At 74.0% G+C, this 19,740-nt stretch carries 15 protein-coding genes and 1 pseudogene; 11 read left to right on the top strand and 5 right to left on the bottom strand.

The features are described 5' to 3' along the window. The first annotated feature begins 328 nt into the window (after window positions 1–328). The gene (locus ACIBAI_RS23025; protein WP_399036953.1) at window positions 329–1,222 is read left to right on the top strand and encodes a hypothetical protein; all 894 of its coding nucleotides are present in this window, start codon (window positions 329–331) and stop codon (window positions 1,220–1,222) included. Window positions 1,223–1,371: 149 nt separating this feature from the next. Here the strand turns inward: ACIBAI_RS23025 and disA are convergent, their stop codons facing one another. Both disA and radA read right to left on the bottom strand, forming a co-directional pair. Next, complete coding sequence (gene disA / locus ACIBAI_RS23020; RefSeq protein WP_344609453.1) at window positions 1,372–2,496, bottom strand: DNA integrity scanning diadenylate cyclase DisA; 1,125 nt, start codon at window positions 2,494–2,496, stop codon at window positions 1,372–1,374. 80 nt (window positions 2,497–2,576) lie between these two features. Beyond that, entirely contained in the window at window positions 2,577–3,986 is a 1,410-nt protein-coding gene (radA, locus tag ACIBAI_RS23015; RefSeq protein WP_399036951.1) for a DNA repair protein RadA, read from the bottom strand. A 187-nt stretch (window positions 3,987–4,173) separates the two neighbouring features. Here radA and ACIBAI_RS23010 point away from each other — a divergent pair, with 187 nt between their 5' ends. Beyond that, a complete protein-coding gene (locus tag ACIBAI_RS23010; protein WP_399037119.1) occupies window positions 4,174–5,898 on the top strand; it encodes a hypothetical protein in 1,725 nt (574 codons plus the stop codon). Between the two features lie 196 nt (window positions 5,899–6,094). Here ACIBAI_RS23010 and ACIBAI_RS23005 read toward each other — a convergent pair whose 3' ends face one another. Further along, window positions 6,095–6,910: a hypothetical protein gene (locus ACIBAI_RS23005; RefSeq protein WP_399037117.1), complete on the bottom strand. Its 816-nt coding sequence runs from the start codon at window positions 6,908–6,910 to the stop codon at window positions 6,095–6,097. Between the two features lie 163 nt (window positions 6,911–7,073). Here ACIBAI_RS23005 and ACIBAI_RS23000 point away from each other — a divergent pair, with 163 nt between their 5' ends. From ACIBAI_RS23000 to ilvD, 4 genes and pseudogenes are all read left to right on the top strand, one after another. Continuing rightward, on the top strand, window positions 7,074–8,006 hold the full coding sequence (locus ACIBAI_RS23000) for a Ppx/GppA family phosphatase (protein WP_399036949.1): 933 nt from the start codon (window positions 7,074–7,076) through the stop codon (window positions 8,004–8,006). Between the two features lie 126 nt (window positions 8,007–8,132). Continuing rightward, window positions 8,133–8,957: a sugar phosphate isomerase/epimerase family protein gene (locus tag ACIBAI_RS22995; RefSeq protein ID WP_399036948.1), complete on the top strand. Its 825-nt coding sequence runs from the start codon at window positions 8,133–8,135 to the stop codon at window positions 8,955–8,957. A gap of 167 nt (window positions 8,958–9,124) precedes the next feature. After that, window positions 9,125–9,748: pseudogene (locus tag ACIBAI_RS22990) on the top strand (TetR family transcriptional regulator); the annotation flags it as partial. Between the two features lie 199 nt (window positions 9,749–9,947). Beyond that, window positions 9,948–11,801, top strand: coding sequence for a dihydroxy-acid dehydratase (gene ilvD, locus ACIBAI_RS22985; protein ID WP_344609463.1), 1,854 nt, complete (start codon window positions 9,948–9,950; stop codon window positions 11,799–11,801). Between the two features lie 58 nt (window positions 11,802–11,859). Here ilvD and ACIBAI_RS22980 read toward each other — a convergent pair whose 3' ends face one another. Next, complete coding sequence (locus ACIBAI_RS22980) at window positions 11,860–13,968, bottom strand: serine/threonine-protein kinase (RefSeq protein WP_399036944.1); 2,109 nt, start codon at window positions 13,966–13,968, stop codon at window positions 11,860–11,862. 179 nt (window positions 13,969–14,147) lie between these two features. Between ACIBAI_RS22980 and ACIBAI_RS22975 the strand changes: the two genes are divergently transcribed. From ACIBAI_RS22975 to proC, 5 genes are all read left to right on the top strand, one after another. Continuing rightward, complete coding sequence (locus tag ACIBAI_RS22975; protein WP_399036942.1) at window positions 14,148–14,468, top strand: SH3 domain-containing protein; 321 nt, start codon at window positions 14,148–14,150, stop codon at window positions 14,466–14,468. A 121-nt stretch (window positions 14,469–14,589) separates the two neighbouring features. Next, the gene (locus ACIBAI_RS22970) at window positions 14,590–15,120 is read left to right on the top strand and encodes an EamA/RhaT family transporter (RefSeq protein WP_399036941.1); all 531 of its coding nucleotides are present in this window, start codon (window positions 14,590–14,592) and stop codon (window positions 15,118–15,120) included. Between the two features lie 398 nt (window positions 15,121–15,518). Next, window positions 15,519–16,337 carry an ABC transporter ATP-binding protein gene (locus ACIBAI_RS22965; protein WP_399036939.1) on the top strand — a complete coding sequence of 273 codons (819 nt, stop codon included), beginning with the start codon at window positions 15,519–15,521 and terminating at the stop codon, window positions 16,335–16,337. Further along, window positions 16,334–17,131 (top strand): ABC transporter permease, encoded by a 798-nt coding sequence (locus ACIBAI_RS22960; RefSeq protein WP_399036937.1) that lies wholly within the window; start codon window positions 16,334–16,336, stop codon window positions 17,129–17,131. The genes ACIBAI_RS22965 and ACIBAI_RS22960 overlap by 4 nt, the downstream gene beginning before the upstream one ends. Before the next feature lie 109 nt (window positions 17,132–17,240). After that, window positions 17,241–18,053, top strand: a complete 813-nt coding sequence (gene proC / locus ACIBAI_RS22955) for a pyrroline-5-carboxylate reductase (RefSeq protein WP_399036935.1) — start codon at window positions 17,241–17,243, stop codon at window positions 18,051–18,053. Window positions 18,054–18,145: 92 nt separating this feature from the next. On the opposite strand, the gene trpS is transcribed toward proC, so the two are convergent. Continuing rightward, window positions 18,146–19,159, bottom strand: a complete 1,014-nt coding sequence (gene trpS / locus ACIBAI_RS22950; protein WP_399036933.1) for a tryptophan--tRNA ligase — start codon at window positions 19,157–19,159, stop codon at window positions 18,146–18,148. Window positions 19,160–19,740: the final 581 nt, after the last annotated feature.

Here is a 19,740-nt window from a genome sequence, read left to right as displayed (position 1 = left end):
CGTTCGCCGCCACCAGGCGGTGGCGGCGAACGGCGCGACGAAGACCGTCGACACGGCCTCCGTGCCGGTTGCGGCGGTGCGCCGCGCCCATGCCGGAGCGTCATGGGCGAGGTCCGTGACGGCGCGGTGGAGCGCGGTGTCGCCGAAGTCCGTTGTCACGGGCCGTAGTCGGCGGACCGTCACCGTCACATGCTGCGATCGTCATGCGCCGCACCTGACGAAAGTCCGGGGTACGCGGCCGGTTTCCGGGATGATGATCCGGAAAAGTTGTGGCTCCTGACGGCGGGTGGCACAGGCGAACGCGCCGATCTCTCGTACAGTTTGCGCCGTGGGATCTCTGCGCAATCCGGTCGGGCCGCTTCCCTCCTCCATCTACTGGCGACGGAGGGCCGTACTGCTGTCTGTGATCGCTCTGTTGGCGCTGCTGATCACGTGGATCGTGACCTCGGGCGGCGGGGGCGGCGGAGACCACGACAACGGTGCCAACGGCAAGAATCCCGCGCCCTCGATCACCCCCGGACCGTCGGGTTCGGGGCCGGCGATCAGCCAGGCGCCGGGCGGCCGGGACGAGTCCGGCTCGGGGGGCTCCGGCGGGTCCGGCTCGGGCTCCGGCGGGTCCGGCGACGGGTCGGGTTCCGGATCCGGTGACGGGTCGGACGGCGACGGGTCCGGGGCGGGCTCCGGGGCCGGGGACTCCGGTGCCGCGGACGGCTCGGGCGGCGGCACGGGCGGGGCCGGCGGCAGCGCCGGCGGGGACGTCGAGGGCGGCGGCTCGGGCGGCGTCGGCGCGGGCGACGCGCTGCCGGCCGGTTCCTCGCTGCCCGACTGCACCGCGAGCGCCGTCAAGTTGAGCCTGCGCAGCGTCCGCAACACCTACGAGCCCGGGCGGACGCCGGCCTTCGAACTGACCGCGCGGAACATCTCCGGCAGCGACTGCAAGGTCGATCTCGGCCCGAAGAACACGGTGGTGACGATCACTCAGGCCGGCAGCGACGACGAGTTCTGGTCGTCGGCCGACTGCCCCAAGGGCTCCGGGAGCCTGCTGTTCCGGGTGCCGGCGGACAGCGGCATCACGTACACCGTGAAGTGGGACCGCAAGCCGAGCGCCCCGCGGTGCGCGACGCCCGCGGCGGGATCGGCCCGTGCGGGGACGTACCTGGTGGAGGCGAAGGCTCCGGGATTCGCGAAGGTGCAGACGTCGTTCGTGCTGGAGAAGGACTAGCCCGCCGGGCGAGGGGGCCGGGGCCGCGGCGCGTCGGGTGCGTGCTCCGGGCGTGCCGGGCTCCTGGCCCCGTACGGGGCGTCCCCGGATCGGGCCCGGTGCGGCGCGCGCGGGCACGGCGCCGCGGGGCGGGGAGGCGACGGCAGGGCCTAGACGTACCGCTCCAGGATCGAGCTCTCCGCCAGCCTCGACAGCCCTTCCCGTACGCTCCGCGCACGCGCCTCGCCGACGCCGTCCACCGTCTGGAGGTCGTCCACGCTGGCGGCGAGGAGCTTCTGCAGGCCGCCGAAGTGCTCCACCAGGCGGTCGATGATCGCGCCCGGCAGCCTCGGCACCTTGGCCAGGAGGCGGAAACCGCGCGGCGAGACCGCCGAGTCGAGGGTCTCGGGGGAGCCGGTGTAACCCAAGGCGCGGGCGACCGTCGACAGTTCGAGCAGTTCGGCGTGGGAGAGCTTGTCCAGCTCGGCGAGGGCCTCCTCGACCGTGCGGGAGCGCTTGGCGGTCGGCTCGGGCACGTAGTCCCGGACCACCAGTTCGCGCTCGGGCTCCACACCGGCGATCAACTCGTCCAGCTGGAGGGCGAGGAGCCGGCCGTCCGTGCCCAGCTCCACCACGTACTCGGCGATCTCGGTGGCGATGCGGCGCACCATCTCCAGGCGCTGGGCCACCGCCGAGACGTCCCGGACCGTCACCAGGTCCTCGATCTCCAGCGCCGACAGCGTGCCCGCGACCTCGTCGAGACGGAGCTTGTAGCGCTCCAGGGTCGCCAGGGCCTGGTTGGCGCGGGACAGGATCGCCGCCGAGTCCTCCAGCACCCGGCGCTGACCGTCCACGTACAGCGCGATCAGCCGCATCGACTGGGAGACCGAGACGACCGGGAAGCCGACCTGCTTGCTGACCCGGTCCGCCGTGCGGTGCCGGGTGCCCGTCTCCTCCGTGGGGATCGTCGCGTCGGGCACGAACTGCACGCCCGCCCGCAGGATCTTCGACAGGTCCGAGGAGAGCACGATGCCGCCGTCGAGCTTGCACAGCTCGCGCAGCCGGGTCGCGGTGAACTCGACGTCCAGCACGAAGCCGCCGGTGCACATCGCCTCGACGGTCTTGTCGGAGCCGAGCACGATCAGACCGCCGGTGTTGCCGCGGAGCACGCGCTCCAAGCCGTCACGCAGGGGCGTGCCGGGTGCCACGGCGCTCAGCGAGGCGCGCATCAGGCCATCGGAACCGGCACTCCCACCGGACTTTCCGGGAGCTGCTGCCCGGTCGTTGGCTGCCACTGCACTCCTCCGGTCGCAGGTTCTGGGGCGCTCCCGTTTCGCACACTCGGTCGTACGGACGGGCGAGACCAGGGCAAAGTCTACCGGCGGTCCTCGTCCTCCCGTGGGGCCTCTCGGCGACGGGAGCGCGGAAGGACCCGGAGCGCGTCCCCTATGTCCGCGACTTCCAGGACCTTCATGCCCGGCGGGATCCTGCCCGGATCGCCCGGTACCAGGGCGTGCGTGAAACCGAGGCGGTGCGCCTCCGCGAGCCGGCGCTGCACGCCCGTGACCCGCCTCACCTCGCCCGCGAGGCCGACCTCGCCGATGGCGACGAGGTTCTTGGGCAGCGGGGTGTCGCTGGCCGCGCTCGCCAGCGCGAGGGCGACGGCGAGGTCGGCGGCGGGCTCGGACAGCTTCACCCCGCCGACCGTGGCGGAGTAGATGTCCCGCTTGCCCAGGGCGCTGATCCGGCCGCGCTGCTCCAGGACGGCCAGCATCATCGAGACGCGGGAGGTCTCCAGGCCGGAGGTGGTGCGGCGCGGAGAGGGGATCTGCGAGTCGACCGTGAGGGCCTGCACCTCGGCGACCAGCGGGCGGCGGCCCTCCAGGGTGACGGTCAGGCAGGTGCCGGGGACCGGCTCGGCGCGGCGGGTCAGGAAGAGCCCGCTCGGGTCGGCGAGGCCGGTGATGCCCTCGTCGTGCAGTTCGAAGCAGCCGACCTCGTCGGTGGCGCCGTAGCGGTTCTTGACGCCGCGTACGAGCCTGAGGCGCGCGTGCCGGTCGCCCTCGAAGTGCAGGACCACGTCCACGAGGTGCTCCAGCAGGCGGGGGCCGGCGATCGCGCCGTCCTTGGTGACGTGGCCCACGAGGAGGGTGGACATGCCGCGCTCCTTGGAGGCCCGGATCAGCGCGCCCGCCACCTCCCGCACCTGCGCCATGCCGCCGGGCGCGCCGTCGATCTCCGGGGACGCCACCGTCTGCACGGAGTCGAGGACGAGCAGCGACGGCTTCACCGCGTCCAGGTGGCCGAGCACCGCCGACAGGTCCGTCTCGGCGGCGAGGTACAGGTGGTCGTCGAGGGCGTTGATGCGGTCGGCGCGCAGCCGGACCTGGCTCGCGGACTCCTCGCCGGTGATGTACAGCGTGGGGTGTTCCGCGCCGGCCGACTTGGCGGCCACGTCGAGCAGCAGCGTGGACTTGCCCACGCCGGGCTCGCCCGCGACGAGGACGACCGCGCCGGGCACCAGCCCGCCGCCGAGCACCCGGTCCAGCTCGGGCACGCCGGTGGAGCGCGCGGTGGCCTGGCGGCCGTCGACCTGGGCGATGGGCACGGCGGAGGTGGTGACGCGCCCCGGCGCCGTCGTACGGACCGCGGGCGTGCCGTACTCCTCGATCGTGCCCCACGCCTGGCATTCGGGGCAGCGGCCGAGCCACTTGGCCGTCTGCCAGCCGCACTCCGTGCAGCGGTAGGAGGGCCGGTCCTTGGCGGTCTTCGTACGGGCAGCCATGCACGAACCGTAACCGGAGGCACTGACAACCGGGGCGCGGGCGCCGGGGCCGCGGAGCGGCCCCCGCCCCCACCGCCTCGGAACGAATCATTCCTGTCCTCTTATGAGGGATCGTTTCACCCGTATGGATTAAAAGTGCCGAGCGGGGGAGAAAGGGACTCCCCCGGCCCCCTACGGTCACCGGGTGATGAGCAGCATTCCGGAGACCCCGACCCGCAGGACCGGCGCACACCGGACGCACCGGGAGGCCCGTGACCGGATGGCGGCGCGCACGCTGGCGCGGCGGCCGCCCGAGCACTACGAGCCGTATCTGGACGGCCTGTTCACCTACTGCCTGTCCGTGCTGTGCGACCACGACGCCGCCGTCGCCGCCCTGGGCGACGTCCTCGCCCTCGTCGAGCGCCGCGCGCGGCACGTCCCCCAGGCCGCCGGGGACCGCAGGGCCTGGCTGTACGCGCTGGCCCGCTGGGCGTGCCGACGCGAGCTGGCCGGGGCCGGGCGGAACCGCCGGGCCGGCCACGCGGCGGGCCACCGGGACACCGGCCGGCGGCGCGCCGCGCGGACCGCCGCCCCGCCCGCCCCCGGGGAGCCCGGGGAGCCCGGGAAATCCGAAGAGGTCCGGGAGCTGCGCCGCCGCGAGCTGGCCCTGCTGGCCTGGCCGGAGGCCGCCGGCACCACCCCCGAGCAGCGCGAGGCGCTGGAACTCGCGGTGCGCCACCACCTGGCCGTCCACGAGATCGCCGCCGTCCTCGGCCTGGACCCGGCCGCCGCGCGGGAACTGCTCGCCTCCGCCGCCTGCGAGGTCGAGCGCACCCGCGCCGCCCTCGCCGTCGTCGAGGCCGGCGGCTGCCCGAGCGTGACCGCCCTCACCGGCGACGACCGGCTCGTGCTCAGCGCGGCCCTGCGCCGCGAGCTGGTCCGGCACGTCGACGACTGCCCGCGCTGCCGCCGCACCGCCGGGCGCGCGATCCCCGGCCGCTGGCCCGGCACCACCGTCACCCCCGCCGAGCTGCCCGTGCTGCCGGCGCCCCGCGCGGCCGTGCACGCCGCGATGAGCCACCACCCGCGCGCCCGGGGCGCGGCCCCCCGCTTCGACCGGCGCGGCTTCCCGATGGACCCCAAGGACCACGCGGCCCGCAGGGACCGGCTGCGCGCGCGTGCCGTCACGACGACCGTCGTCGCCACTGTCGTGGCGGCCCCCGCCCTCGCCCTGTGGGTCGCCCACCGGGGCGCCCCGGCGGGCGAGGAGGACCGCCCGGCCAGCGCGGCCGAGGCCCACGGCCCCGAGGGCGCGGACGGCGAGGAGGCCCGCGGCCACGAGAACGCCGGCGACGCCGGCGCCAGGTCCAGCCGCTTCGGCACGGACCGTACGAGCGGCGTCTCGGTGGAGGTCCTCGGCGCCGCCGGCGCCGGACGCAAGGACGCCGGGCGCCTCTCCGTCACGGCCGGCCACCGCGGCGACACCACGCTGATCACCCTGACCGCAGCCGGCTCCGCGCCGGTGCGCTGGTCCGCGTCCACGACGGCCCCCTGGCTCTACCTGAGCCGGTCGGCGGGGACGCTCCGCCCCGGCGAGTCGTCGACGATCAAGGTGTACGTGGACCAGCTGCGGGAGCCGTCCGGGCGCTGGAGCGCGCGGGTGGCCGTCTCGCCCGCCGGCGCCGTCGTCTCCATCGAGGGCTACGGCACCGCGCCCGCCCCCGCCCGCCCGGACCCCGGCAGCCCCGGCCTGCCGCCCCCGCCCGTCCCGCGCCCGGACCCGACGCCCCCGGCGCCCGCCGAACCCACGCCGAGCAGCCCGCCCTCGACATCCGCACCGGACCCCACGCCCACCGGCCCGTCCCCGTCCGCGCCGGCCGACCCGGCCCCGCCGCCGGGCGGCAGCGGCGAACCGAGCCCGGCCGCGCCCTGAGCCCGGCCGTCGCCTTCCCGCCCGCCCCGCGACGCCGTGTCCGCGCGCCCGCCGCGCCGGGCCCCGATCCGGGGACGTCCGGTACGGGGCCCGGCACGCCGGGAGCACGCGCCCGGCACCGCGCGGCCCGCCCGCCGGCCGGACGCCGGCCGGACGACGGGACGTGACGACCGGGCCGGGAACCCGTTCGCGGCGCTCAGTCCGACGGCCCGGCCGGATCCGCCGGATGCGGCGCCAGCAGCGGCAGCCGTGCGGCCAGCCGCTCCTCGCACAGTTCGACCAGGCGGTCGTAGCCCGCCTTGCCCATCAGCTCCGTCAGCTCCGCCCGGTAGGAGACGTACACCGGCTCGCCCGCGCCGTGCGCCGAGGTCGCCGACGTGCACCACCAGTGCAGGTCGTGGCCGCCCGGCCCCCAGCCGCGGCGGTCGTACTCACCGATCGACACCTGCAGCACGCGGGTGTCGTCGGGCCGGTCGATCCACTCGAAGGTCCGCCGGATCGGCAGCTGCCAGCACACGTCCGGCTTGGTCTCCAGCGGCTCCCGGCCCTCCCGCAGGGCCAGGATGTGCAGCGAGCAGCCCGCGCCGCCGGAGAAGCCGGGCCGGTTCTGGAAGATGCACGAGCCCTGGTACGGGCGGGTCTGCCGGGAGCCGTCCTCGTCCTCGGACACCCAGCCGTTGCGCAGGCCCTCGTCCCGGTGCTGCCAGATGTCCGGCGTGAGCCGCGCCACGTGCGCGGCGACCCGCTTCTCGTCGTCCTCGTCGGAGAAGTGGGCGCCCAGGGTGCAGCAGCCGTCGTCCGCGCGGCCGGCCTGGATGCCCTGGCAGCCGCTGCCGAAGATGCAGTTCCAGCGAGAGGTCAGCCAGGTCAGGTCGCAGCGGAAGACCTGTTCCTCGTCGGCCGGGTCGGGGAACTCCACCCACGCGCGCGCGAAGTCGAGCCCCTTCTCGTCGTCCGCCGCAGGCGCCGCCGGAACCGGCTGCGGCCGCTGCCGCCGCTCCGGCGCGGGCACCCGCACCGAACCCGCGGCGATTTCGTCCCTCTTGGGTGACTTGGGCTTTTTTTCGTCCTTCGCCTTTTTCGTCTTTGGCACCCGTCCAGGGTAAGTCGCCCCGTCACCGGCCGGGGACCGCCGCGGGGGCCGGGAGCGGCGCCGTGGGCAGTAGCGTTCCCCCATGAGACTCGGTGTCCTCGACGTGGGTTCGAACACGGTGCATCTGCTGGTGGTGGACGCCCACCCGGGCGCGCGCCCGCTGCCCGCCCACTCGCACAAGGTGGAGCTGCGCCTCGCCCAGCTCCTCGACGAGAACGGGGCGATCGGCCCCGGAGGCGTCGACAAGCTGGTCTCGGTCGTCCACGGGGCACTGCGGGCCGCCGAGGACAAGGGCGTCGAGGAGCTGCTGCCGTTCGCGACCTCCGCCGTGCGCGAGGCGAGCAACGCCGACGAGGTCCTCACGCGCGTGCACACCGAGACCGGCGTCGAACTCACGGTCCTGTCCGGCGAGGAGGAGGCCCGGCTCACCTTCCTCGCCGCCCGCCGCTGGTTCGGCTGGTCCGCGGGCAGGCTGCTGGTCCTGGACATCGGCGGCGGCTCCCTGGAGATCGCGTACGGCATCGACGAGGAACCCGACGCCGCGGTGTCGCTGCCGCTGGGCGCGGGCCGGCTGACCGCGGGCCGGCTGCCCGGCGACCCGCCCGACCCGGACGCCGTCCGCGCGCTGCGCCGCCATGTGCGCACGGAGATAGCCCGTACGGTCGGCGAGTTCAGCCGCCTCGGCGGCCCCGACCACGTCGTGGCCACCTCCAAGACCTTCAAGCAGCTGGCCCGCATCTGCGGTGCCGCCCGCTCCGCCGACGGCCCCTACGTCCAGCGCGAACTGAAACGGTCCGCCCTGGAGTCCTGGGTGCCGCGGCTGGCCGGCATGACCACCGCCGAGCGCGCCGGGCTGCCGGGCGTCTCGCCGGGCCGGGCCGGGCAGATCCTCGCGGGCGCGCTGGTCGCGGAGGGCGCGATGGACCTGTTCGGCGTGGAGCGGCTGGAGATCTGCCCGTGGGCCCTGCGGGAGGGCGTGATCCTGCGGCGCCTGGACCACATGGGGTCGGCCTAGGAGCCCGGGCGGGCCGCCGCCCCCGCCCGCCCCGCGCCCGACGAGCGCCACGACCGCTATGGCAAACACCACAACGGCGAGCAGGAGCCCGGCCCAATCCCGCACGCACCCCGTAACCTGTCATTCGTGGCAGAACCAGCGGTGCGCATCCCGGATGCGAAGGTCGCCCTGTCGACGGCCTCCGTGTATCCGGAGTCCACGGCGACGGCCTTCGAGATCGCCGCGCGCCTCGGGTACGACGGGGTCGAGGTCATGGTGTGGACCGACCCGGTCAGTCAGGACATCGAGGCGCTGCGCAGACTCAGCGACTACCACGGGATCCCGATCCTGGCGGTGCACGCCCCCTGTCTGCTCATCACGCAGCGCGTGTGGTCCACCGACCCGTGGGTCAAGCTCCAGCGCGCCCGCGCGGCCGCCGAGAAGCTCGGCGCCAGTACGGTCGTCGTCCACCCGCCCTTCCGCTGGCAGCGGCAGTACGCCCGCGACTTCGTCACCGGGATCTGGCGGATGGCGAACGAGACGGATGTGCGGTTCGCCGTCGAGAACATGTACCCGTGGCGGTACCGCGACCGCGAGATGCTCGCGTACGCCCCCGACTGGGACGTGACGAAGGACGACTACCGCCACTTCACGATCGACCTCAGCCACACCGCCACGGCCCGCACCGACGCCCTCGCGATGATCGACCGCATGGGCGACCGCCTCGGCCACGTGCACCTCGCCGACGGCCGGGGCTCGGCGAAGGACGAGCACCTCGTCCCCGGCCGCGGCACCCAGCCCTGCGCCGAGGCGCTGGAGCGCCTCGCCGTGAGCGGCTTCGACGGCCACGTCGTCATCGAGGTCAACACCCGCCGTGCCATGTCCGGCGCCGAACGGGAGGCCGACCTGGCGGAGGCCCTGGCCTTCGCCCGTCTGCACCTGGCCTCGGCGGCGAAGGTGCCCCGGCGGTGACAGGCGCGACCGCGCCCGGACCGGGGAAGGACGACTCCTCGCCGGCGGGGCGGGCGCGCGGGCACGGACGCTCCCCGGTTCCTCCGGCCTCTCCGGTCCCCCCGGTTCCTTCGGCCTCTCCGGTCCCCCCGGCCCTTCCGTCCTCTCCGGTTTCCCAGGCCCCCTCGGCGGCCCCGGCCGCCCGGCGCCGGGGCCGTCCCCGCCGTACGGAATCCGCCGGCACCCGCGACCGCATCCTGGCCGCGGCCCGCGAGGAGTTCTCCGCGCGGGGGTACGAGAAGACGTCCGTGCGCGGCATCGCCAAGGCGGCCGGCGTGGACCCGGCGCTGGTGCACCACTACTTCGGCACCAAGGAGCAGGTCTTCGAAGCGGCCGTCGAGGTGGCCTTCGCCCCCGCGCTGCGGGCCCGGGACGCGATCCTCGACGGCCCGCCGGAGGACGTCGGCGAGCGGCTGACCCGCATGGTCCTCGGCCTCTGGGAGAACCCGGTGACCCGGGCGCCGCTGCTGGCCATCGTCCGGTCGGCCGTGGACAACGAGACCGCGGCCGCCGTCTTCCGCCGCCTGATCGCCACCCAGCTGCTGCGCCGCATCGCCGGCCGGCTCGGCCTGCCGGACGCGGAGCTGCGCGCCGAACTGGCGGCCGCGCAACTGGTGGGGATCGCGATGATCCGGTACGTGATCAAGGTGGAGCCCCTGGCGTCGGCGGACCCGGAGCAGATCATCACGCGGGTGGCGCCGGTGGTGCAGCGGCATCTCACCGGCCCGGACCCCGCCGCCGGCCGGCCCTGATCGCGGGAACCGTCGGCCTCGGGCGCCGGGAACCGCCCGCCCCCCGGTCCCGGCGCCGGCCCGTCCCCGACGCCGCGACCGAGCCGCACATCCCGCATTTCGGACACACGGTCCGCCCACTGGATGACCGGCGTACGCTCGATGGCAGTCAGAACTCTGCCCGGACTCCCCGGCAGACCCCCCGAAGGAGCGAGCGACGATGCCCGAGCTGAGGTCCCGCACAGTCACCCACGGCCGCAACATGGCGGGCGCCCGCGCCCTGATGCGCGCCTCCGGGGTACCTGGCGCGGACATCGGCCGCAAGCCCATCATCGCGGTCGCCAACAGCTTCACGGAGTTCGTGCCGGGCCACACCCACCTCGCGCCGGTCGGCCGGATCGTCAGCGAGGCGGTGAAGGCGGCCGGCGGCATCCCGCGCGAGTTCAACACGATCGCCGTCGACGACGGCATCGCGATGGGCCACGGCGGCATGCTCTACTCCCTGCCCTCCCGCGACCTGATCGCGGACAGCGTGGAGTACATGGTCGAGGCGCACCGCGCGGACGCCCTGATCTGCATCTCCAACTGCGACAAGATCACCCCGGGCATGCTCAACGCGGCCCTGCGCCTGAACATCCCCACCGTCTTCGTCTCCGGCGGCCCGATGGAGGCCGGCCGGGCCACCCTGGTCGACGGCACGGTCCGCACCCTGGACCTGATCGACGCGATGGTGGAGGCCGCCAACGACAAGGTCTCCGACGCGGACGTGCTGCGCATCGAGGAGAACGCCTGCCCGACCTGCGGCTCCTGCTCCGGCATGTTCACCGCCAACTCGATGAACTGCCTCACCGAGGCGATCGGCCTGTCCCTGCCCGGCAACGGCTCGGTCCTGGCCACGCACACGGCCCGCAGGGCGCTCTACGAGAACGCGGCCCGCACGGTGATGGACCTCACCCGCCGCTACTACGAGCAGGACGACGACTCGGTCCTGCCCCGCTCCATCGCCACCTTCCAGGCCTTCGAGAACGCGATGGCCCTCGACATCGCGATGGGCGGCTCCACCAACACGATCCTGCACCTGCTGGCCGCCGCCCAGGAGGCGGGCGTCCCCTTCGGCCTGACCGAGATCGACGCCCTCTCCCGCCGCGTGCCCTGCCTGGCGAAGGTCGCCCCGAACGTCGCCAAGACCCGTACGTACTACATGGAGGACGTGCACCGCGCCGGCGGCATCCCCGCCCTCCTCGGCGAACTGCACCGCGCGGGACTGCTCAACGAGGACGTCCACGCGGTGCACAGCCCGTCCCTGGCGGACTGGCTGAAGACCTGGGACATCCGCGGCGGCTCCCCGTCCCCGGAGGCGGTGGAGCTGTGGCACGCGGCCCCCGGCTGCGTCCGCTCGGCCGAGGCCTTCTCCCAGTCCGAGCGCTGGGAGTCCCTGGACGAGGACGCCGAGAACGGCTGCATCCGCTCCGCCGAGCACGCCTACTCCGAGGACGGCGGCCTGGCGGTCCTGCGCGGCAACCTCGCGGTCGACGGCTGCGTGGTGAAGACGGCCGGCGTCGACGAGTCGATCTGGACCTTCGAGGGCCCGGCGGTCGTCTGCGAGTCGCAGGAGGAGGCCGTCGAGAAGATCCTGACCAAGCAGGTCAAGGAGGGCGACGTGGTCGTCATCCGCTACGAGGGCCCCAAGGGCGGCCCCGGCATGCAGGAGATGCTCTACCCGACCTCGTACCTGAAGAGCCGCGGCCTGGGCAAGGCCTGCGCCCTGGTCACCGACGGCCGCTTCTCCGGCGGCACCTCCGGCCTGTCCATCGGCCACGCCTCCCCGGAGGCCGCCTCGGGCGGCACGATCGCCCTCGTCGAGGACGGCGACCGCATCCGCATCGACATCCCGAACCGCTCGATCGAGCTCCTCGTCGACGACGCGGAGCTGGCCCGCCGTGAACAGGCCCTGAACGGCGTGTACGCCCCGAAGAACCGCGACCGGAAGGTCTCGGCGGCCCTGCGCGCCTACGCGGCGATGGCGACCAGCGCCGACAAGGGCGCGGTGCGGGACGTGACGAAGCTCGGCTGACCCCCGGGTCCCGCGGGGCCGCCGCCCTCTCCTCGGGAGGCGGCCCGTCGCGCACGGCCTACCAGGAGGAGGGGTCCCGGGCGTCCAGGGCGAAGACGGTGCCGTCGGGGGCGGCGGCGTAGACGCGGCCGTCGGCGAGGACGGGTTCGGGCACGGCGCCCGCGACCTGCCCGGAGGCGGAGCCGAGCCGGGACGGGGTCTGGCCGCGGAGCGCTCCGCTGCGCGCGTCCACGGCGAGGAGGCGGCCGTCGGGGGCGGTGACGTACACGTGGCTGTCGTCGGCGGCCGGCGCCGACCCGCGCGGCACCGACGTCTCCAGCTGCCACAGCCGCTTGCCCGCCTCCAGGTCGACGGCCTCCAGCGCGCCCCCGGAGGCCAGGAGGTGGACGACGTCGCCGTGCACGGTGGCCTGGACGTCCTGGCGGGGGACGGGCAGCGCCACCCGGTCCGTCGTCCGTGACCGGGGGGTGTAGCGGACGACGCCGGTCGTGTCACCGGTGACCCGGTCGGTGGCCAGCAGGACGACGGAGCCGCCGTGGGCGCCGACGGGCTCCAGCGCTCCGCTCAGCGTCGCGTCCCACCGCACGTCGCCCGTGCGCGGGTCGACCGCGGTGACCCGCGTCGTGCCGTCGTCGGACACGCTCGTCGCGTAGGCCAGCGGATCCGCGGCGAACGAGGCGAAGACGGGGCCGGTGTGCCCCGGGATCCGCCGGTTCCACTCGGTCCTCCCCGACGCGCCGTCCACACCGGTGACCGTCCCGTCCGTCTCCGTGCGCAGCAGCATGTCACCGGCGTGCCCGAGCGAGCCGTACGCGGAGAACTCGCGCTGCCACACCTTCTCGCCCGACGCGGGATCGAGTCCTTCCTGCCGCGGGCCTCCGTCCGGGTAGGGCTGCACGAGTCCTCCCGCGACGGCCGGCGCGTCGCTGACGTTCTCCGTGGCGACCGGGCGCCGCCACAGCAGCGTGCCGTCGGACGGGTCGAGCGCGAAGACCACGCCCGGCTGCGCACAGACCAACCGGCCGGCGCCGTACGCGCATTGCGGCATGCCCCCGTTCCTGGACAGCGGCTTCGCCGTCCACCCGGCCCGTGCGGACGTCCCCTTCGGCGCGGGGCCGTCGCCACCGCTCGGCCGGAGGGAGAGCGCGGCGCCGCCCGCGACGAGACCGAGCGCCACGGCCACGAGGACCGCGCGTCCGCCCCGGCGCCGGCCGGACGGCCACCGGCCGGGCCGGTGCCCGCGGGCCGGCGCCCCGGGCACCGAGCCACCGGACTCGCGGCCGGGTCCGGCCGGATCAGCCGTCCGCTGTGCCGGTATGAACGCCTGCGTGTCGTACGACGCCGCCACCGACCGCAGCTCCCGCATCAACTCGTCGGGCGTGGGCCGCTCCTCGGGCTCCTTGGCGAGACACCGCGAGACGATCGGCGCGAGTTCCTCCGGCACGCCGGTCAGGTCCGGTTCGTCGTGCACGACCTGGTAGGCGACGACGTACGGACTGTCCGAGTCGAACGGCCCGCGCCCGGTCGCCGCGTGCACCAGCACGGACCCGAGCGCGAAGACGTCGGCGGCGGGCCCCACCTCGCGCGGGCGCCGGAACTGCTCGGGCGCCATGAACGGCGGCGTACCGATCAACTTCCCCGTCTCGGTCCGCAGTTCGCTGTCCTTGGGCCGGGAGATCCCGAAGTCGATGACCTTGGGCCCGTCCTCGGCCAGCAGGACGTTGCTGGGCTTCAGGTCCCGGTGCACCACTCCGACCCGGTGGATGTCACGCAGCGCCTCCGCGAGCCCGGCCATCAGCCGGCGCAGCTGGGAAGGGGCCATGGGCCCGTTCCGCTTCACGTACTCCGCCAGCGTCGGGCCCGGAATGAACAGCGTCGCCATCCACGGCCGTCCGGCCTCCGGATCGGCGTCCACCACGGGCGCGGTGAACGCTCCGCTCACCCTGCGCGCCGCGGCCACCTCCTGCCGGAAACGCCCCCTGAACTCCGGATCCCTGGCGAACTCGGCATGGACGACCTTCACCGCGAGCTTCAGCCCCGAGGTGCTGCGGGCCAGGTGCACCACCCCCATGCCGCCCGACCCCAGACAGGACTCCAGACGGTAGTGACCGGCGTACTGGGGAAGTTCCGCTTCCGTATTCGGTCCGGCATTCTGCGGTGCCGCCATGGGACCACCCCCGTGCTGTTCGTCCGCGCGCGACGCACGGAGCCTAGTCGATGACTCCTGTGGGACGGAGGAGGCTTGCTAGCCTGCGTGTGCGATGTGCGCACGGGTGTTTCGCCGTGCGACCTGGGGGTATCAACGGGGCCCCACGACAGTCGTGGGATCCGACGGGGGAGGACCATATGTCTGTTGGCAGCGTCGAAGAGGCCGGGGGTGGCAAGGAGGAGACCGTCCTGACGGCGGCCGCGACGGCCGTTCGCTACTACTCGGTCGCCCCGGGCGTGCGCCTGAACGTCCGCAGCGGTCCCGGCACCGGCTACTCCATCGTGCGCGTCCTGCCCGAGGGAGCCCGCGTCCCGATCTACTGCCAGAAGCCGGGCACGACGGTGACCGGCCCGTACGGCACGAGCAACATCTGGGACAACGTCAGCAACGGCGAGTACGTCTCGGACGCCTACGTGCAGACCGGCAGCGACGGCTACGTCGCCTCCCGCTGCGCCTGACCCCGCTCCGGGGTGCGCCGGACACCCCTGCGGAGGGCGCGCGACATCTCTCCGAAGAGGCACCCGCGCCGCCCGCGCACCCCCGACGAGTGCGCGGCGGCGCCGGAGCCATAATCGATCCGTGAGCGACGACAACGGCACCCCGGACACTCCCGCGGGCCCCCAGGGCACTTCGGACCCGGCGTCCCTCACCGGTCCCCGCCCGGAACCCCTCCGCTTCTTCGGCACCACCTGGCTGCACCACGACAACGGCTACGCAGCCCGCCGCGTCGGCGTGGCCGCCGGCTCGCTCGCCGCGGCCGCCGCCTCCTGTCTCGTCCTGCGCTTCGCCTACGACGGCCTCCGGATCGCCGACGTCGGCGGCTTCGTCACCTTCCTCATGGTCGCGATGTCCGCGATCTGCAGCGCGCTCGCCTTCCGCCACACCTGGGACGGCTTCGCCCGCCGCCCCGACCCCGAACGCCAGGCCTCCCTGCGCCCCCTGCTGACCATCGGTTTCGTCGGCTCCCTCCTCGCCTACTTCGTCCGCTCCCTCATCGAGGCCCCCGGCGAGAAACTGCACCGCGAGGAGTACGAGACGGCCCGCGAGCGGCACGAGAGGCGCCTCACCCGCCGCTCGGGCAACCCGACGAGGAAGCGCCGCCGCTCCTGACCCGGCCTTCCCGGGCACGGAGTCCGCCGGACCGCCCCTCCCCGGGCACGATCCGCCGCACCCCGGTCCCGGCCCCCCGCCCACGGCCGTACGACCGCACGGCCCCCACTCCCGGCCCACCTGCCCCTGCGCCCCCCTGCGACGCGCCGGAAGCCCGGCAGAACGCCCCCTCTGCTCCGCCTCGCGGACCTCGGCGGCCACCCGACCGCTCCGGCCCACGGCCCGGAGGCCGTCCCGCCTCCCCCGCCGAAGGACACGGGCATCCCCGTCGGCCGCTCGCCCGGACGGAACCGGAACGGGAACCGCCGAAGAGGCGCACGACACCCCGCTCCGCCCCTCCCGCTTCTCGCCACCCGCCCCGCTTGACGCGACCCACCCCCCGGAGAATTATTCATTACATGATGAATTACACCTCCGGCTCACCCCCCTCGGCGACGGGCCCGGCCCGCCCCGCCGCCCCCGCGGTCCACGCCGAGAACCTCACCGTCGTCCGCGGTTCCCGCACCGTCCTGCGCGACCTCGGCTTCACCGTCCCCCGGGGCCGGATCACCGGCCTCCTCGGTCCCTCCGGCTGCGGCAAGTCGACCCTCATGCGCGCGATCGTCGGCACCCAGGCCGAGGTCACCGGCACCCTGGACGTCCTCGGCCGCCCCGCCGGCCACCCCGCCCTGCGCACCCGCATCGGCTACGTCACCCAGGCCCCCTCCGTCTACGACGACCTCACCGTCCGCCAGAACCTCGACTACTTCGCCGCGATCCTCGACCCCGGCCGCGCCTTCGCAGCCCGCCGCCACGAGAGCGTCACCCGCGCCCTGGCCGACGTCGACCTCACCCCGCACGCCGGCGCCCTGGCCGGCGCCCTCTCCGGCGGCCAGCGCAGCCGCGTCTCCCTCGCGGTGGCCCTCCTGGGCGCCCCCGACCTGCTGGTCCTCGACGAACCCACCGTCGGCCTGGACCCGGTCCTCCGCCGCGACCTGTGGGACCTCTTCCACTCCCTGGCCGCCGACCGCGGCGCCACCCTCCTCGTCTCCTCCCACGTCATGGACGAGGCCGAACGCTGCCACCACCTCCTGCTCCTGCGCGACGGCGAACTCCTCGCCGACGGCACCCCCGACGCCCTGCGCACCCGCACCGGCTCCGAGACGGTCGAAGCCGCCTTCCTGCGCCTGGTCGACGAAGCGACCGGGGCGAGCCGCACGAAGGACACCACGCGATGAACCCCGTCAGCGCCACCCCACCCCGTGCGCCCGCCGGCCCCGCCGCCACGAGCGCCCTGAACCTTTCCCGCACCACGGCCACCGCGACCCGGGTCCTGCACCAGCTCGGCCACGATCCGCGCACCATCGCGCTGATGCTCCTGATCCCCTGCCTGATGCTGCTCCTGCTGCGCTACGTCTTCGACGGCAGCCCGCGCACCTTCGACAGCACCGGCGCCTCCCTGCTGGGCATCTTCCCGCTGATCACGATGTTCCTGGTCACGTCGATCGCCACCCTGCGCGAACGCACCTCGGGCACCCTCGAACGCCTCCTCGCGATGCCCCTCGGCAAGGGCGACCTCATCGCGGGCTACGCCCTGGCCTTCGGCGCCCTCGCGATCGTCCAGTCGGCCCTGGCCACCGGCCTGGCGGTCCGGGTCCTGGGCCTGGACGTGACCGGCAGCCCCTGGCTGCTCCTCCTGGTGGCCCTGCTCGACGCCCTCCTCGGCACGGCCCTCGGCCTCTTCGTCTCGGCCTTCGCCGCCTCGGAGTTCCAGGCGGTCCAGTTCATGCCGGCGGTGATCTTCCCCCAGCTCCTGCTCTGCGGCCTGTTCACCCCCCGCGACCGGATGCACCCCGTCCTGGAGGCGGTCTCCGACGTCCTCCCCATGTCCTACGCGGTCGACGGCATGAACGAGGTCCTCCGGCACACGGACACGACCGCCGCCTTCGTCCGGGACGTACTGGTCGTGGCGGGCTGCGCCCTGCTGGTCCTGGGCCTGGGCGCGGCGACCCTCCGCCGCAGAACGCCGTGACCGCCCCCGCCCGGCAGCCGGCGTCCCGCCCACCGGACACCCCGCCCCCGACCGCGCCCCCGGTGCGAGGATGAAGCCGGACGACGCAACCCCCGGAGGCACCCCCGCCATGACCCAGAAAGTCGCAGTCCTCGGCACCGGCAAGATCGGCGAAGCCCTGCTCAGCGGAATGATCCGGGCCGGCTGGGCCCCGGCCGACCTCCTGGTCACCGCCCGCCGCCGGGAACGGGCCGAGGAACTCCGCACCCGCCACGGAGTCACCCCGGTCACCAACGCGGAAGCCGCCAAGACCGCCGACACCCTGATCCTCACGGTCAAACCGCAGGACATGGGCACCCTCCTGGACGAGCTGGCCCCCCACGTCCCCGCCGACCGCCTGGTCATCAGCGGAGCCGCCGGCATCACCACCTCCTTCATCGAGGAGCGGCTCACCGCCGGCACCCCGGTGGTCCGCGTCATGACGAACACCCCCGCCCTGGTCGACGAGGCCATGTCCGTCATCTCCGCCGGCCGCCACGCCACCGCCGACCACCTCACCCACGCCGAGGAGATCTTCGGCGCCGTCGGCAAGACCCTGCGCGTGCCCGAGTCCCAGCAGGACGCCTGCACCGCCCTCTCCGGCTCCGGCCCGGCCTACTTCTTCTACCTGGTCGAAGCCATGACCGACGCCGGCATCCTCCTGGGCCTCCCCCGCGACAAGGCCCACGACCTGATCGTCCAGTCCGCGATCGGCGCGGCGACCATGCTCCGCGACAGCGGCGAACACCCGGTCAAGCTCCGCGAGAACGTCACCTCCCCCGCGGGCACGACCATCAACGCCATCCGCGAACTGGAGAACCACGGCGTACGGGCCGCCCTGATCGCCGCCCTCGAAGCCGCCCGCGACCGCAGCCGCGAACTGGCCTCCGGCAACACCAACTGACCGGTGCGCCGCCCCCTCCGCACGGAGAGGGCGGCACACCGCACCCGCCGAGCCGGACGCACCATGACGCGGACGTCGGCCCGACACGGAGATCAGAGACGAGCGCCGGAGGCCGCCGGCAACAGCCCGATCGCGCGATAGGCGGCATCCACGGTCGGCCGGGCCGTCGCCCGAGCCCTGCGCGCACCGTCCCGCAGCACCTCCTCCACATGGCCGGGATCCGCGCACAGCTCCTTGTGCCGCTGCTGCACGGGCCGCAGCACCTCGACGACGGCCTCCGCGGTGTCCTCCTTCAGGGCGCCGTACGACGTGTACGCCCCGCTCAGCTCCGCCGGCTCCCCACCGGTGCAGGCCGCCAGGATCTCCAGCAGGTTCGCCACCCCCGGCCGCGTCTCCCGGTCGTACACGACCTCCCGCCCGCTGTCGGTGACGGCCCTCATGATCTTCTTCCGCACGACGTCCGGCTCGTCGAGCAGATAGACGATCCCCGGCCCGACATCGTCGCTCTTGCCCATCTTCGACGTCGGATCCTGCAGGTTCATCACCCGTGCCGCCACCGCCGGACGCGTCGCCCTGGGCACCACGAACGTGTACCCGTACCGCTGGTTGAACCGCACGGCCAGATCCCGGGCCAGCTCCACGTGCTGCACCTGGTCGTCCCCCACCGGCACCTCGTCGGTCCCGTACGCCAGGATGTCCGCCGCCATCAGCACGGGATACGTCAGCAGCGACAGCCGCACACTCCCGCCCCGCCCCCGCTCCCGCACGGCCTTCTCCTTGTACTGGATCATCCGCCGCATCTCCCCGTCGGTCGCCACGCACTCCAGCAGGTACGACAGCCGCGCGTGCTCGTCCACCTGGCTCTGCACGAACACGGTGCACAGCTTCGGATCCAGTCCCGCCGCCAGCAGCAGCGATGCCGCCTGCCGGCTCAGCCTGCGCACCCGCGCCGGATCGTGCTCCACGGTCAGCGCGTGCAGATCGACGATGCAGAACAGCGCGTCGGTCCGGTGCTGGTCGACGGCGACCCACCGCCGCATGGCCCCCAGGTAGTTCCCCAGCGTCAGGTGCCCGGTCGGCTTGACCCCACTGAAGACCCGCGTCATCTCTCCACCTCCGGTCCAGGACCGCCGCCCCGCCGGCCGCCCCTCCTGGAGGGAGATACGAGTACGGCCGCCGAGGCGGCGGCCGTCGAGTGCATACGTGAGTACGGCCGCCGTCAGGCGGCCCACCACTGAAGGGTGCACGTACGCGTCATCACGCGCACCAGGCTACGCCTCCCGGACCCCCTCCGGACCAGAGTTGACACGCCCCCACCCGATCCGTACTGTTCTCCGAGTTGTCCGACGTGAGCACCGACTGCGGTCGGTCCCCGGACAGCCATTCCGCAAGTACCAACCAGCGATCGACGATCTTTCGTCGTGCGCTCGGCGTCTTTTGGCGTGCGTATTTACGGAATGAGGAATCCGCGTTCGAAAGAACGCAGCCCCCGATTAGCTCGGGAGCCAGGAATCCGCTAAAGTCTCACTCGTCGGAACGGCCCAACGGCCGCGAGGACGAACCCCGCTGACTGGGGGTCAGGCCCGGAAGGATCTGATAAAGTCGGAACCGCCGGAAAGGGAAACGCGGAAGCGGGAACCGGGAAGGCGCCGAGGAAATCGGATCGGAAAAGGATCTGATAGAGTCG

The organism is Streptomyces sp. NPDC051041, assembly GCF_044456065.1.
Taxonomy (GTDB): Bacteria; Actinomycetota; Actinomycetes; order Streptomycetales; family Streptomycetaceae; genus Streptomyces; species Streptomyces glaucus.
This window is presented reverse-complemented; position numbering and strand designations above follow the sequence as displayed.